This is a genomic window from Pseudomonas sp. FP2294 (assembly GCF_030687625.1).
GTDB lineage: Bacteria > Pseudomonadota > Gammaproteobacteria > Pseudomonadales > Pseudomonadaceae > Aquipseudomonas > Aquipseudomonas shahriarae.
On the sequence record NZ_CP117441.1, the window covers coordinates 3672196 to 3687093 of the forward strand.

Annotated in this window: 8 protein-coding genes; 5 read left to right on the forward strand and 3 right to left on the reverse strand. The window is 61.3% G+C overall.

The window, feature by feature from the left end; all coding sequences use genetic code 11:
• The first annotated feature begins 251 nt into the window (after positions 1 to 251).
• On the forward strand, positions 252 to 1364 hold the full coding sequence (locus tag PSH73_RS16225; RefSeq protein WP_057959066.1) for an efflux RND transporter periplasmic adaptor subunit: 1113 nt from the start codon (positions 252 to 254) through the stop codon (positions 1362 to 1364).
• A 2-nt stretch (positions 1365 to 1366) separates the two neighbouring features.
• On the forward strand, positions 1367 to 4432 hold the full coding sequence (locus tag PSH73_RS16230) for an efflux RND transporter permease subunit (RefSeq protein ID WP_305460920.1): 3066 nt from the start codon (positions 1367 to 1369) through the stop codon (positions 4430 to 4432).
• Between the two features lie 142 nt (positions 4433 to 4574).
• Here PSH73_RS16230 and PSH73_RS16235 read toward each other — a convergent pair whose 3' ends face one another.
• Entirely contained in the window at positions 4575 to 5810 is a 1236-nt protein-coding gene (locus PSH73_RS16235) for a M20/M25/M40 family metallo-hydrolase (RefSeq protein ID WP_216312567.1), read from the reverse strand.
• Positions 5811 to 6088: 278 nt separating this feature from the next.
• Between PSH73_RS16235 and PSH73_RS16240 the strand changes: the two genes are divergently transcribed.
• The gene (locus tag PSH73_RS16240) at positions 6089 to 10810 is read left to right on the forward strand and encodes an RHS repeat-associated core domain-containing protein (protein WP_305462722.1); all 4722 of its coding nucleotides are present in this window, start codon (positions 6089 to 6091) and stop codon (positions 10808 to 10810) included.
• 3 nt (positions 10811 to 10813) lie between these two features.
• On the forward strand, positions 10814 to 11197 hold the full coding sequence (locus tag PSH73_RS16245) for a hypothetical protein (protein ID WP_169990049.1): 384 nt from the start codon (positions 10814 to 10816) through the stop codon (positions 11195 to 11197).
• A gap of 196 nt (positions 11198 to 11393) precedes the next feature.
• Here the strand turns inward: PSH73_RS16245 and PSH73_RS16250 are convergent, their stop codons facing one another.
• On the reverse strand, positions 11394 to 12452 hold the full coding sequence (locus PSH73_RS16250) for a diguanylate cyclase (protein WP_305460923.1): 1059 nt from the start codon (positions 12450 to 12452) through the stop codon (positions 11394 to 11396).
• 118 nt (positions 12453 to 12570) lie between these two features.
• A complete protein-coding gene (locus PSH73_RS16255) occupies positions 12571 to 13206 on the reverse strand; it encodes a LysE family translocator (RefSeq protein WP_186626335.1) in 636 nt (211 codons plus the stop codon).
• A gap of 131 nt (positions 13207 to 13337) precedes the next feature.
• Between PSH73_RS16255 and PSH73_RS16260 the strand changes: the two genes are divergently transcribed.
• A complete protein-coding gene (locus tag PSH73_RS16260) occupies positions 13338 to 14732 on the forward strand; it encodes a PLP-dependent aminotransferase family protein (RefSeq protein WP_057960098.1) in 1395 nt (464 codons plus the stop codon).
• The last annotated feature ends 166 nt before the right edge of the window (positions 14733 to 14898 follow it).

A 14898-nucleotide genomic window follows, 5' to 3' on the forward strand; every position in this document is an offset into this window, starting at 1 on the left:
CGCATCGTTCCATGGATGGGACGACTTAACCGCGGCGCTTCGCAGTCATAGCCCATCCGGTTTCATTGGCGTGGGCGTTGAGACTACAGGCCACCCGCAAAACGCAAAGCAGGCATCTCAATCATCTACCTGGACAACGTGTGACAACGCGATCCAAAGCAAAGGGTGGATTAAATTATATTTCGGTCGTAATATTTGGCCAAATATTACGTTCGTAATTTTTTCTACGCCAACGCCACCAGGAGCCTGAAATGAGCCCACGCCCTCCTCTTCACCGCCTTTTTTCGCCCCTGGCGCTGTTGATCCTGCTCAGCGGTTGCAACAGCCAGGCCGACCCCACCGCCAACACCGCCCCACCGCGCCCGGTGCTGGCGGCCAACGTCGAAGCCGCTGCAAGCCAGCAGAATGCCTATACCGGGGTGGTGGCGGCACGCACCGAAAGCGACCTGGGTTTTCGAGTCAGTGGCAAGGTGATCGAACGCAAAGTCGATCCCGGCCAGCACGTTTCCCGGGGCGACATCCTGCTGGTCCTGGATATCGGCGACTTCGAGCTGGCACTGCGCTCGGCAAAAAACCGCGTCAATGCCGCCCAGGCGCAACTGCGTCAGCGCCGTGATGATGCCAATCGCTACCAACGCCTGGCCAGCACCGGCGCGGTGTCACGGCAGATTTTCGACCAGTCCGCGACTAACCTGCGGGTCGCCGAAGCTGAACTCGCCGCCGCCCAGTCGGACGCCAGCCAGATTGAAAACCGTCGCACCTACTCGGTGCTGCGGGCCGATGGCGACGGGGTGATCACCGATGTGCGGGTGGAGCGCGGGCAGGTGGTGGCCGAAGGGCAGATCGTCGCGCGCCTGGCCCACGACGGTGCGCGGGAAGCCATCATCCACCTGCCGGAAAACCAGCGTGACCGCGCCTCGCAAAAAGCCCTGGCCTTGCCGTTCGGTGCGCCGGACCAGGCGGTCACCGCGACATTGCGTGAACTCTCGGCCAGCGCCGATCCCGTCACCCGCACCTACCGCGCGCGCTATGTGCTGCACGGCACGGTCGAGCGTGTCGCCCTCGGTTCCACCATCACCCTGCGCCTGCAAGGCAACGACCAACCGCCACACACCCGCGTGCCGATTGGCGCCTTGCAGGATACCGGCAACGGCAGCGGGGTCTGGCTGATTGGCGCGGATGACAAAGTCAGCTTCGCTGCGGTCACGGTGGCCAGCCTGGGCCAGGAAGAAGCCCTGCTTTCCAGCGGCGTCAGCCCCGGCCAACGGGTGGTCGCCCTCGGCGCGCACCTGCTGCATCAGGGTGACAGCGTGCGCGTGCTGCCCGCCCAGGCACAGCCCTTCAACCGCCGCCAGGAACCTTGAGCATGCATGGCCTGAATCTCTCGGCATTGGCGGTCAAGCACCGTGCCGTCACCCTGTTCCTGATCCTCGCGATCCTCGCTGCCGGGATTTTTTCCTTCGGTAAACTGGGGCGCGCCGAAGACCCGCTGTTCACCGTCAAAGTCATGACCATCACCGCCGCCTGGCCCGGCGCCACGGCCCAGGAGATGCAGGAGCAAGTGGCCGACCGCCTGGAAAAGCGCCTGCAGGAGCTGGACGACTACGACCGCGTCGAAACCATCGCCCAACCGGGGTTTGTGTCGATGCGCATGACCTTCCTCGAGTCCACGCGCCCCAATGAAATCCAGGACCTGTTCTACCAGACCCGCAAAAAACTCAGTGACGAAGCCGCCAAACTGCCCAAGGGCGTGATCGGGCCGTTCTTCAATGATGAATATTCCGATGTGTACTTCGCCCTATACGCCCTGGAAGCCGAACACCTGCCCCATCGCCAACAGGTGCAGATGGCCGAAGCAATGCGCCAGGACTTCCTCAGGCTGCCGGGGGTGAAGAAGGTCAATATCCTCGGCGAACAGGCGCAGCGGGTATTTGTCGAGTTCTCCTATGAGCGCCTGGCGACCCTGGGGATCAAGCCCGAGCAGATCTTCGCCGCCCTCGCCGCGCAAAACGCCGTGGCGCCGTCGGGGTTTGTCGAAACCGCCGGCGCCCGCGCTTATATCCGTATCGACGGCGCCTTTGACAGCCTGGCGCTGATCGAAAACGTGCCGCTGCCGGTGGACGGCAAAGTGCTGCGCATCGCCGATGTCGCCACCGTCAGCCGTGGCTATGAAGACCCGCCCAGCTACCGTATCCGCCACCAGGGCGACCCGGCCTTGATGCTGGGCATCATCATGGAAAAACACTGGAACGGCCTGGACCTGGACCAGAGCCTCAAGGCCCAGGAGGCTAAAATCCAGGCGGACCTGCCCCTGGGCGTCAACTTCGCAAAAGTCTCCGACCAGGCGAAAAACATCAGCCTGGCGGTGGATGAGTTCATGCTCAAATTCTTCGTCGCCCTGGCCGTGGTGATGGTCATCAGCCTGTTGGCCCTGGGTTTTCGCGTCGGTTTGGTAGTAGCGGCGGCGGTGCCGCTGACCTTGTCCATAGTGTTTGTGATCATGCTGCTGACCGGCCGCGAATTTGACCGCATCACCCTCGGCGCGCTGATCATTTCCCTGGGCCTGCTGGTGGACGACGCAATCATCGCCATTGAGATGATGGTGGTGAAACTCGAAGAAGGCTTCGACCGCATCCACGCCGCGACCTTTGCCTGGAGCGCCACTGCGGCGCCGATGCTGACCGGCACCCTGGTGACGATCATCGGCTTTCTGCCGGTGGGTTTTGCCCGTTCGGGTGCGGGCGAATATGCCGGCAATATCTTCTGGATCGTTGGCTTTGCCCTAATCGCTTCGTGGTTGGTGGCGGTGGTGTTTACCCCGTACCTGGGGGTCAAGCTGCTGCCCAATATCAAGCCGGTGCCCGGCGGCCACGACGCGATCTATGCCGGCCCCTGGTACCAGAAACTGCGCCACCTGGTGCAAACCTGCGTGCGCCGGCGCTGGCAGGTGACCGGGCTGGTGGTGTCGGCGTTTGTGCTGTGCGGGTTGGGTATGGGTGTGGTGAAGAAGCAGTTCTTCCCCAACTCCGACCGTTCCGAATTGATCCTGGAGGTGTATATGCCGCCGGGCAGTGCCTTCAAAAGCACCGAGGCGGTGGCGGCGCAGTTGGAAAAGGCGCTGCTGCAAGAGCCGCAGACGCGCATGGTCGACACCTATGTAGGCGGCGGTGCGCCACGGTTTTTCCTGTCGCTTAACCCTGAGTTGCCTGACCCGGCGTTCGCCAAACTGATCGTGCAAACCGCCGACGCCCATGCCCGCGATGCCTTGAAACGGCGCATGCGCGAGCGCATCGCCGACGGCGAATTCCCCGCCGCGCGGGTACGGGTCACGCAATTGCTGTTCGGCCCGCCGGTGCCCTTCCCCGTGGTGTTTCGCGTGTCCGGCCCCGACTTGAGCCTGTTGCGCAGCCTGTCCGAAGAGGTGCGCCAGGTGGTTGCCGCCAACCCTCTGACCAAGGACGCGTTCCTCGATTGGGGCGAACGCAGCAGCGCTTATCGCCTGGTGCTGGACCAGGATCGCCTGCGCCTGCTGGGCTTCACCCCCGACGAGGTGAAATCCCAACTCAACGCCCTGCTCAGCGGGAACCCGATCACCGAAGTACGCGAAGGCAACCGCACGGTGTCGGTGGTGGTCCGTGCCCAGGGCAGCCAGCGTGAAGACCTCGGCAACCTCGACAATATGACCCTGACCAACAGCGCCGGCGTGTCGCTGCCCCTGGCCCAGGTCGGGCATTTCCAGGCCGTGATGGAGGAACCTATCCTCAAGCGCCGCGACCGTAAGACCACGGTTGAAGTGCGCGCCGACATCATCGACGGCGTGCAACCGCCCGACGTGGAGATGGCTGTCTACAAAGACCTGCAAGCGCTGATTGCACGATTGCCGGCCGGCTACCGCCTGGACATCGGCGGCCCGGTGGAAGAAAGCGCCAAGGCCAACGTGGCCCTGGCGGCACTGTTCCCGATCATGATCCTGCTGACCCTCACGGTGATCATGTTCCAGGTGCGCTCGTTCGGCGTGATGTTCATGGTCTTCGCCACCGCCCCGCTGGGCTTGATCGGCGCAGTGCCGACCTTGCTGCTGTTCAACCAACCGTTTGGCTTCAATGCGATCCTGGGGTTGATCGGGATTGGCGGGATCCTGATGCGCAACACCCTGATCTTCACCGACCAGATCCGCCAGAACCAGGAACAGGGCCTGGCCACCACCGAGGCGATTGTCGAAGCCACCGTACGCCGCGCACGGCCGGTGATACTGACTGCGCTGGCGGCGGCGTTGGCGTTTATTCCGCTGACCTTGTCGGTGTTCTGGTCGTCCCTGGCGTATGTGCTGATCGGCGGGGTGTTGGTGGGGACATTGTTGACGCTGCTGTTCTTGCCAGCGTTGTGCAGTTTGGTGCTGGGCCGGGACAAGGTGCGGGCGGCAATCTCCTAATGTGTCGGTTTGTGTGGGAGCGGGCTTGCCCGCGATGGCGGCGAATCAGTCAACCAAGATGCCGCCTGACACACCGCTATCGCGGGCAAGCCCGCTCCCACATCAACCCGGTGTCTACCGAGCGATTGATGGTGCTTTCAGATCAGCGCTTGGCCAGCTCCATAATCATCCGACTCAACAGATAAATCCGCGGCGCCACACTCTCCACCTCGGCGTACTCCTGCGCTGTATGGATATTGCCGCCGACAATCCCGAAGCCGTCCAGCGTCGGGGTGCCGACACCCGCCGACAGGCTGGCATCCGCCGCCCCGCCACTGCCTTCAATGGTCAGCTTGCGCCCAAGTTCGGCGTAGATGCCTTGGGCGATAGCCACCAACTTGTCAGACTCAGGCGTCTGCGGCATCGGCGGCAAACCCCGTTGCAGGCTGGTGGTGACCTGTGTTTCAGGAATCAGCTTATTGGCGGAAACCCGCGCCAGATCCTTCTCGATCCGATCAAACTCTTCCGGCAGCGCCGCCCGCACATCCGCCTTGGCCGTGGCCTGGTCGGGGATCACGTTGGTGCGATCGCCAGCCTTGAGCACGGTGAAGTTGATGGTGGTTTTTTTCTCGTCATCCCCAAGCTTGCCCAGTTGCAGGATCTGGTGGGCCGCCTCCATCACCGCGTTACGCCCCAACTCCGGGGCAACCCCGGCGTGAGCGGCCTTGCCCTTGACCTCAACCACCGCTGTGGCACTGCCCTTGCGCCAGACCACCAGGCCATCGGCCGGACGACCGGGCTCCAGGTTCAAGGTGACATCGTGGGCCCTGGCGGTTTTGCGGATCAGTTCGGAGGCGGCCTCGGAGCCGGTTTCTTCGCTGGCATCGAGCAGAAAGGTGATTTGCGCGTAGTCCGTGAAGTGCTGGTTTTTCAGCACTTTCAAGGCATAGATCCCGGCGACGATCCCGCCCTTGTCGTCCATCACCCCGGGGCCATAGGCACGGCCGTCCTTGATATGAAACGGCCGCTCGGCCGCCGAGCCTTCCTTGAACACCGTGTCCATATGCGCCATCAGCAGGATTTTCGCCTTGCCCGTGCCTTTGAGCGTGGCGATTACATGGCTGTTATTGGCTGCCGCGTCCGGCACCTGTTCGATGCTGAAACCCAGTTGTTTCAATTCATCGACGGCGATCTCGCGCACCTGGGTCAGGCCCGGCTCGTAGCCGGAACCCGAGTCGATATTCACCAGACGCTCCAACAGCTTCAAGGCCGGGGCCTTGTACTGCTCGGCATCGGCCTGGATCTGCGGGTGAGGCTGGGCGCTGAAAGCCGGCATGGCGATCCCCAGGGACAACCCCAGGGCAGCGGACAACAGCGTACGGGGGACGTTGAGAGTCATGAACAGATCCTTGTTTTTTATTGGAGAGGGTCTCTCACACCCTACCTGACAATGGCCACATTGTTCATCCGCAAACCGACAGGAGACTCTTCGTCAGGCCCCCCCGAAATATCCCACCCGACTGCCGGATAATCTCTACTTCCAAGCGTTAAAAACCGCTGCAAAGTCCCTCGCCTGATCACACAGCGCAAGGGACCGCCGATGTACTTTCCAATTGATGCCCCGGTCCTGGGGGCAACCTCTTGAATGCCGCCATTGGTTTTATGGTCCTGGCGGCCATGGACTTCAAAACGCGGGACGTCGAAGCGGTTCTCGCCGACTTCCGGCAATGCCTGAACACCTATGACGCCTGGGCCGAGAGTTTCTGGAGCTTTTCGGCGCTGGAGGTCGAGCAGGTCTTCAAGGTGGGCGATGAGGTGGCGCTGGTGGCGCCCATTGCGTCCAAAGCCCCCAGCAGCACCGTCGCGATGTGCAAGGCCAGTGGCTCGTTGACCCTGGTGCATATGTTCGAGAGCACACGTTTTGTGCCCATCGGCAACACCCCGGTGATGCTGCAAGCCATCCCCAAGGACGGTGGCCCGCTGGGCGACCCCCTTTACAAAACCATCGGCCCCAGCGGCATTCTCGAAGTCACCGACTGCACCCGCGACCAGCCGTATCGGATCACCTTCTACCCCAATGTTTCCAAAGCCCACGTCCAGGCGTTGTACGCGTCTTACCAGGCCATCATTGCGCCGCTGGAAAGCCAGTTGCGCAAAGACTGGAGCAGTACATTCGAACCTTTGTGGCAGGGCTACTCCGAAGCCAACTTTGTGCAGCGCTACCGCCTGCTGGACCAAGGCTATGCGCAGGGATTTGGCAACGCACTGCATGAGCTGTGGGACAACATCCAACAGCTGTATCAATGGCTGGCGGACCTCAAGCCCAACAGCGAAAAACTCCTGCACTACCTCTCCCAGACCGAACTCGATGCCCTGCTGGCGTTGAGCCAGGAAGCCATCGCCAATGGCCTGCTGATGCTCAGCGACGAGCCGCTGTTGTTTATCTACCTGTCGGCGCTGGTCAGCTGGATGCGCATGCTGCCGCCGCCGTACTTGAACGAACTGCTGGGGCAAATCACCGCCGAAGTGCTGATCAACCTGTTGCTGGTGTGGGTCACCGCCGGCATGGGCGTGACGGTGCGCCTGGGCGCGCAAGTGCTGGGCAAGATCAAGTCGGGTCGGGTCCGCCAATGGCTCGAGCAGATGGCCCGGCCATTTGCGAAGACCGGCATGGAGCCCCATGCCGAGGCGCTCAGGCCGTTAATGCTGGGTAGCCCTGCAACGCCGATCAAGACGGTGCCCAGCGTGCCGCTGAAAGCCGGCGCAATGGAAGTAACCAATCCGGTGCCCCTGGTGCGGGAAAAATCCGCGCCCAAGACGGCCTTGGTCAAGCATGAGGCGGTCGACGACGCACCCTCCTCCGCGAAAAACCCCAACGGTGAAGCAACCGCCAGCGCCGACAAAACCGCGACCCACGGTTGCCCGGTGTCCATGGTCACCGGCGAAGAGCTGCTGACCCTGACCGATGGCGAACTGGATGGCGTGCTGCCATTTGCCTGGACGCGCCTGTATCGCACCAGTGCCGTGGAGGTGGATTGCGGGCTGGGGCTTGGCTGGAGCCACTCGTTGGCGCAGCGGCTGGAGGTGGTCGGCGGGTCGGTGGTGTGGACGGACCATGAGAACCGCAGCACCACCTTTCCCCTGCCCTCCAGTGCCCGCCCGGCGATCAGCAATAGCCTGGCTGAAGCGGCGATTTATCTGGGGGCGACGCCGGATGAGCTGGTGCTGGCGCAGGGGGCACGCTTCTACCACTTTCACGACGGTGTGCTGACGGCGATCAGCGATGGGTATGACAACCGCCTGGGTATTTCCCGCGATGGCTTGGGGCGGATTCTGCGCCTGGATAACGGTGCCGGTCGCGCCTTGCTGTTGCGTTATGACCGCGGGCATATCGTGGCGCTGGACTACCAGGTGTTTCGCGTGGAAAGCGAATCGGATGACGCCTGGGTTACTGAGCAGAACGTTGTTTCCTACCGCTATGACGAACAGTGGCGACTGCTTGAGGCGACCAATGCCGTCGGCGAAAGCGAGCGCTATCAGTACGACAGCCTTGCGGTAATTACTGAGCGGCAGTTGGCCGGTGGGGCGAGTTTTTTCTGGGAGTGGGAACGGTCTGGCAAGGCGGCGCGCTGTGTGCGGCATTGGGCCAGTTTTGCGCAGATGGATACGCGCTATAGCTGGGATGACGGCCGCGTCACCCTGCTTAACGCCGATGGCAGCCAGGAAGTCTACGTGCATGACCCGCGGGCACGCCTGGTGCAGCGGGTTGATCCGGATGGCGGCGAGCATTTCAGGTCCTACGACGCACAGGGGCGGCTGACGGTTGAACAGGATCCCCTGGGCGCGATCACGGCCTATCAGTACGACGAGGCTGGGCGCTTGGTGGCGCTGTTTCCCGGGGATGACGAGCCCACGACCTACGAGTATGAGGATGGCTTCGTACGGGTCATGCGCCGGGGTCAGGCGGTCTGGAAGTACCAGCGTAATGATCAGGGCGCGATCACGCGCCAGACTGACCCTGACGGCAATGTCACCGAGTACAGCTATGACAAGCGTGGGCAGCTTTTAGCGGTTTGGTACCCGGACCACAGCTGTCAGCGCCTGACGTGGAACGATCTTGGCCAGTTGATTGGAGAACAACTGCCCAATGGCGGCGTACGGCGTTATCGCTATGACGACCTGGGCCGGCAGATTACCCGCGAGGATGAACATGGCGCCCTGACCCAGTATCACTGGGACGCGGTGGGTCGGCTGATCAAGGTGGTAATGCCGGGCGGTGCCACCCGCGAATTGAGCTACAACCCCTACGGAAAAATCACCGCCGAGCGCGATGAACTGGGGCGTGTGACCCGGTATGAATATGCCGATGGCTTGCACCTGATCAGTCGCCGGATCAACCCCGATGGCACGGCCCTGCGCTATCGCTACGACAACACTCGCCTGCTGCTGACCGAGATCGAAAACGAGGCAGGTGAGCGCTATCAACTGGAGTACCACGCCAACGGCCTGATCCAGCAGGAAACCGGCTTCGACGGCCAACGCACCGCCTACGTCTACGACCTCAACGGCCACCTGCAGGAAAAAACCGAGTTTGGCGACGATGACCGTCAGTTGGTTACCACCTACCAGCGCGATAACACCGGCCGCCTCGTCCGAAAAAACCTGCCCGATGGCAGCACGGTGGATTACACCTACGACCGCCTCGGCAATCTGCTTAGCGTCGACGACGGCCACTGGCCGCTGCAGTACGAATACGACGCGCAAAGCCGCCTGACCGCCGAGCACCAAGGCTGGGGCACCCTGCGTTATGGCTACGACCACTGCGGCCAACTCGAAACCCTGCGCCTGCCAGACAACAACCGCCTGACCTTCAACCACGACAAGGGCGGCCACCTTGCCACTGTCGACCTGAATGGCCGGACACTCAGCTCGCACCTGTTCAAAGCAGGCCGCGAACACCAGCGCCAGCAAGGCCAACTGCTGAGCCACTACCACTACGACGACCAGGGCCGCCTGGCCCTACACGAACACCGCCACGGCCTTCGCCGCTACACCTACGACAACAGCGGCAACCTCACCCGCCTGCTCGACACCCGCAAGGGCCAGCACGACTACCACTACGACCCCCTCGACCGCCTGACCCGCGCCGACCACTCCCAGGATCCCACCGAACGCTTCGCCCACGACCCGGCGAACAACCTGCTGATGCAAGACCGCCCAGGCCCCGGCATCGTCGTCGGCAACCGCCTGTTACTGCAAGGCGACCGGCATTACGACTACGACGCCTTCGGAAACCTCATACGCGAACGCCGTGGCCGCGCGCAGCAGTTAGTCACCGAATACCGCTACGACTGCCAGCACCGCCTGATCGGCGTGACGCATCCGGACGGCAGCCAGGCCAGTTATCGCTATGACCCATTTGGGCGGCGCATCAGCAAAACCGTGGCGGGCAAAACCACTGAGTTTTTCTGGCAAGGCGACAAAGTCATCGCCGAGCACACGGCGGGGCAGCATCGCAGCTATCTCTACGAGCCTGATAGCTTCAGGCCGCTGGCCTTGCTGGAAGGCTTTGGCCCGGCCAATACCCAGGCGTTCCACTACCAACTGGACCACCTGGGTACGCCCCAGGAGCTAACGAACACGGACGGCAAAATCGTCTGGTCAGCCCATTACCAAGCCTACGGAAAAATCACCCGACTGGACGAGAGCACCGTCGATAACCCGCTGCGTTTTCAGGGGCAGTATTTCGACCGGGAAAGCGGGCTGCACTACAACCGGCATCGCTACTACAATCCGGATAACGGACGCTACCTGACGCCCGACCCGGTGAAGTTGGCGGGTGGGGTGAACGGGTATTTGTATGTGCCCAATCCTACGGGGTGGGTGGATCCGTTGGGGTTGAATGCGTGTCCGGGCGAAAAAAAATGTGAGCCCGGATCTGAAGTCCAAAACCCGTCCGCCGATACGAAGACCGACGAGAGCGCTCCTTCCCTTCCAGCCCCCGCAACGAAAAAGCAATATCTTTACCGGGGAGACTCCAGGCATCCACGTAAAATCTTCAAAGAGGGGTTTAAGAGCAGAGGAAAAAGCACGGACCTACTCTTGCACTCGAGAGACAATATGGATCCACCAAGCAATTTTGTACCCACCTCGACTTCAAGGGACGTAGGTATAATATTTGCAACACGTTACGGATTAGAAGATGGCTTTTTGTACACTTTAAAAAAGATACCCGGCCGAGACGTCAACAAAGAACTAGGAATACTATCCGACTACAAAAGGGAAAAAGAAATAGCCATCCCCGACCGTATTCATCGAAAAGACATATTAGGTGCAACCCCAATAAACGAAGATGGCACATCCGCAAACTACAGCCTAATAAACCCTTATAGAAAGTAAATCATGAAAAATATAGAAATAAGCATACTCAATCGAGGCAACATTGAAAAAGCAAAAATAGAATACGATCGAAACACATGTGCGCTTTTTATAACCTTTTCCGACCAAACAAAAAAAACGTACTCCGGACTGGATGTTTTTCGCTCATTTGGTTTGTTGCGAAAGGAATTTAGCGAAGTAAAATTTTTGTGCAAAGGCTCAAAAATCAATGTTTTCCCTTCTGCTATGTCATCTTCGATGTCTAGTGGCCTCGTAGCCTATGAAATGAAGTTAGGTGAGCCTGAACCAGAGATGGTGCGTATATTCGATTACGAAGAACATGACCTGACTAACGATATCGAGGAACAAATTGAATTTCGCGTGCGCTGGGGAGACTCGCTAAGATAATCAGAACAGATCTATTTAGGAGTCCAAAATATTACAAAAAACCAACTAATAACCACTATTGATGCTCATTGATAAAGTCGATATGCCCTTACCGGGGAGGGTGATGGATTTAACACCGCAGCAACTGAGGCAAACACGATCCCTGTGGCGAGCGGACTTCCCACAAAAAAGCAGTACCAAGATTCCCCAAGGCCCTTCAAACCGACCGCACCCACCCTCCCTGCATCGACCGCACCCGATTGCGCCCGCCGCTTTTGGCCTCATACAACGCCTGGTCGGCGTCATTCAGCCAACTGGTCGCGTCGTCGTGGGAGGCTTGATACGGTGCCAGGCCGATGCTCAGGCTGGCGCGCAGGGTGGGGTCCTGGGCGTAGCCCAGGGAGCTGAAGCGGTCGCGCAGGGCGTCCATTACTTCGGTGGCGTGGCCCAGGGGCATGTCCGGCAGGATCACGCAAAATTCATCGCCGCCGTAACGCCCGGCCAGGTCGGTGGCGCGCAGGTTCTGACGCAGGATCTTGCTCAACTGGCGTAGCACGATATCGCCGGTGACGTGGCCGTAGGTGTCGTTGATGATCTTGAAATGGTCGATATCAATCAACGCAATGGCGGCCCCCTGCTGGCCGCCCCGGCAGCGGGCGAATTCGATTTCCAGCTGGTCTTTCCACGCGCCGTGGTTAAGCAACCCGGACAGGCTGTCGGTGCGGCTCAGGGCCAGGAGTTCGCGTTTATGCCGGGCCAGGGTGATGGCCTGGCGATAACAGATCCAGCCCAGGACCAGCGGATAGAGCATCAGGATCGGCAAGCAGGCGTAGAGTTGGGCGGGCGTGGTCAGGGCGATATAGGCCGGGGCGAACAGCAGCAGCGCCACCCCGATGCCCAGTGCCTGGGCCACCCACCCCATCAGCATAAATCGGAGGCCACCGATGGCGACGTTGTTCATGGTCATCATCGACAGGGTGGTGACGCTGGGCAGCGGGTTGAAGTGCATGGCAGCGACCCAGAAGCCGCCACAAAACGAGTCCACCAACAGGTGGCGGCGCTCGGCGCGCAGGGAGTTTTCGGCGCGGCGCGCCATTTGGTAGGCCAGGTGCGGCCAGGCGAAGGCGTTGATCAGCATCCAGGCCCAGACCCAGCCAGGCGGGTCCAGTGGGTACATGCCGGCCGATACACAGACAAAGCCGAGCGTCAGCCCCAGGGTCCGAGATTTGTACAGGCGTTTGGCGAGCGGAAGTCCTTTTCCTCCTGCGGCTGACATGATCTGGCTGATCCTGGATGAATGCTGAAAGTCTATCAGGGCAAAGGCAAATAGCCAGTACCGCTCAGACAGTTACTGCAGACGCCAATCGCCTTGCCAAACCCTTGACGCCAGCGGACTAGCTGGAGAAACCGCGGGCCAACAACATCGCCACCGCCAGCAGCAATACTGCCGTGACCTTCTGCAACAGCACGCGTTTGCGCGGCGACTCGAGCACATGCTTGATGCGTTGGCCGAAGTAGCAATACAGGCAGCCGCTGGCGAATTGCAGGATCAGGAATGTCAGGCCGAGGATGGCGATGTCACCGGCGGCGCTGTCCTGCCCGACGGCGGCAAACTGCGGGAACACGGCGCTGAACAGGATGATTGCCTTGGGGTTGGACAGGCCGGTCAGCAAGCCCTTGCCGAACAGGCCGCGGGGCGTCTCCGGCCCGTGCCCGGCGGCGGTGATCTGCACGCCGCTGCTGGTCCACTGCTTGTAGGCCAGGTACAGAATATAGGCCACGCCCACCAGTTGGATGCCCTGGGTAATCAGCGGGTAGCCCTTGATCAGCTCGGAAAAACCCACGGCAAAGATCAGGATCGAAATCAGGTACGACACGCTGGCGCCGAACTGGGCCGGCAAGGAGTGCCGCAGGCCGTCCTTGAGACCCAGGCTCAGCAGCAGCAAGGTCATCGGGCCGGGGCTGAAGGCCAGGGTGCTGCACAACACCAGAAAATACAGAAAGGAAGACAGCGTAAGGGCGGTGACCATGGTGGGTAATTTCGCGGCGGGGAGGAATGTTGCGCAGTCTAGGGCGCGAATTCCGTGTCGGGCAGGTAAACTCGGCGGTTATTCACGCAGACTTTACCGGTAAAGAGACCGGCAAACTTCAGGACGTCGCGATGGCCCTTCCGCAGATCCACTTTCATGAGCACGCCCCCAAGGTCCAGCAGATCGTCGAGGCGTTCGCCCGTGCTATCGAACAAGGCGAATTGGCCGCTGGCAGCAAACTGCCGTCGGTGCGTGAGCTGGGAGCGCAGTTGGGTGTCGGAAAATTCACCATCAATGAAGCCCTGGACCGTCTGCGCGGCCAACATCTGCTGACCTCGCGCCAAGGCCGTGGGCACTTTGTGGCCCAGCGCCAGACGCAGCCGTCGTCGAGCAACTGGGTGGACCTGCTGCCCCAGGATTTGCTCAGTGTGCTGCGCCGCCCCATGCTGACCGGCCAGGGCGAGCTACGCCCCGGTGGCGGGCATCTGCCCGAAGACTGGCTCGACTCCGAGGCCATGCGCCAGGCCCTGCGCAGTGTGGTGCGGGCCCCTTCCCTGCGGGTTGCCGGCATGGGTACGCCAGCGGGTTTCCTGCCCCTGCGCCAGGCCCTGCAACAAAAACTGCAGGGCGATGGCCTGGCGGTGCCGGTGGAACAGATCATCACCACGCCCAGCACCCTGCAGGGCCTGGACATGTTGATGCGCCTGCTGGCGCGCCCCGGTGACACGGTGCTGCTGGATGCACCGTGCTATTTCAACTTCCACGCCAACCTGGCACTGCACGGGGTCAAGGTGCTGACACTGCCGCGCGGCCCGGACGGGCTCGACCTGGCGGCCCTGGAGCAGTTGCTCGCCGAGGCCCGGCCCAGCCTGTATGTGACCACCAGCATCCTGCACAACCCCACCGGCCATTCCTTCAGTGCAGCCCAGGCCTTTGGCTTGCTGCAACTGATGCGTCAGTATCACTGCCATATCATCGAAGACGACCTCTACGGCGACCTGCACCCCAACCCGCCGCCCCGCCTGGCGGCACTTGCCGGGTTGGAGCAGGTGACGTACCTGTCGGGCTTCTCGAAAACCCTCAGCGCCAATACCCGGATGAGCTATGTGGTGGCCGCACCGCAACTGGCGGCCAACCTGACCAATATGAAGTTGATGAGCGGCGGCGTGACCTCGGAGCTGTTCGAGCAACTGGTCTACCGCCTGCTCAGCGAGGGCAGCTATGCGCGGCACCGCAAGCGCATGGTCCAGCGCCTGCTGGAAGCCGGTGCGCGGGTGGAACAGTGGTTGCGCCGCTGTGGCTGTGAGCTGCCCATGGGGTATGAGGCCGGGATGTTTCTCTGGGCGCGCCTGCCGGCCGGGGTTAACGCTGAACAATTGGCCGAGGCCGGGCTCAAGCGCGGCATGGTGTTGGCGCCGGGGGCGTTGTTTGGGTATGAGTCGGGGATGGGCGAGTTTATGCGTTTCAATGTGGCGCACTGTGACGATCCACGGGTCCGGCAAGCGATCGAGCCATTGTTGCGCTGATCCAGTGTGGGAGCGGGCTTGCTCGCGAAGACGTCGGCCCAGCAAACATTGATGTTGACTGACCTACTGCTTTCGCGAGCAAGCCCGCTCCCACAGGGGATCTGCGCTTAACTGACGGGCATTAGGGCTTGCCGGCTCCCACAGTCGTGACAATTGAGTGCACACA

Excerpts from the sequence above, each read along its gene's own strand:
- PSH73_RS16225 (WP_057959066.1), top strand. The coding sequence starts at position 252 with ATGAGCCCACGCCCTCCTCTTCACCGCCTTTTTTCGCCCCTGGCGCTG.
- PSH73_RS16230 (WP_305460920.1), top strand. The coding sequence starts at position 1,367 with ATGCATGGCCTGAATCTCTCGGCATTGGCGGTCAAGCACCGTGCCGTC.
- PSH73_RS16235 (WP_216312567.1), bottom strand. The coding sequence starts at position 5,810 with ATGACTCTCAACGTCCCCCGTACGCTGTTGTCCGCTGCCCTGGGGTTG.
- PSH73_RS16240 (WP_305462722.1), top strand. The coding sequence starts at position 6,089 with ATGGACTTCAAAACGCGGGACGTCGAAGCGGTTCTCGCCGACTTCCGG.
- PSH73_RS16245 (WP_169990049.1), top strand. The coding sequence starts at position 10,814 with ATGAAAAATATAGAAATAAGCATACTCAATCGAGGCAACATTGAAAAA.
- PSH73_RS16250 (WP_305460923.1), bottom strand. The coding sequence starts at position 12,452 with ATGTCAGCCGCAGGAGGAAAAGGACTTCCGCTCGCCAAACGCCTGTAC.
- PSH73_RS16255 (WP_186626335.1), bottom strand. The coding sequence starts at position 13,206 with ATGGTCACCGCCCTTACGCTGTCTTCCTTTCTGTATTTTCTGGTGTTG.
- PSH73_RS16260 (WP_057960098.1), top strand. The coding sequence starts at position 13,338 with ATGGCCCTTCCGCAGATCCACTTTCATGAGCACGCCCCCAAGGTCCAG.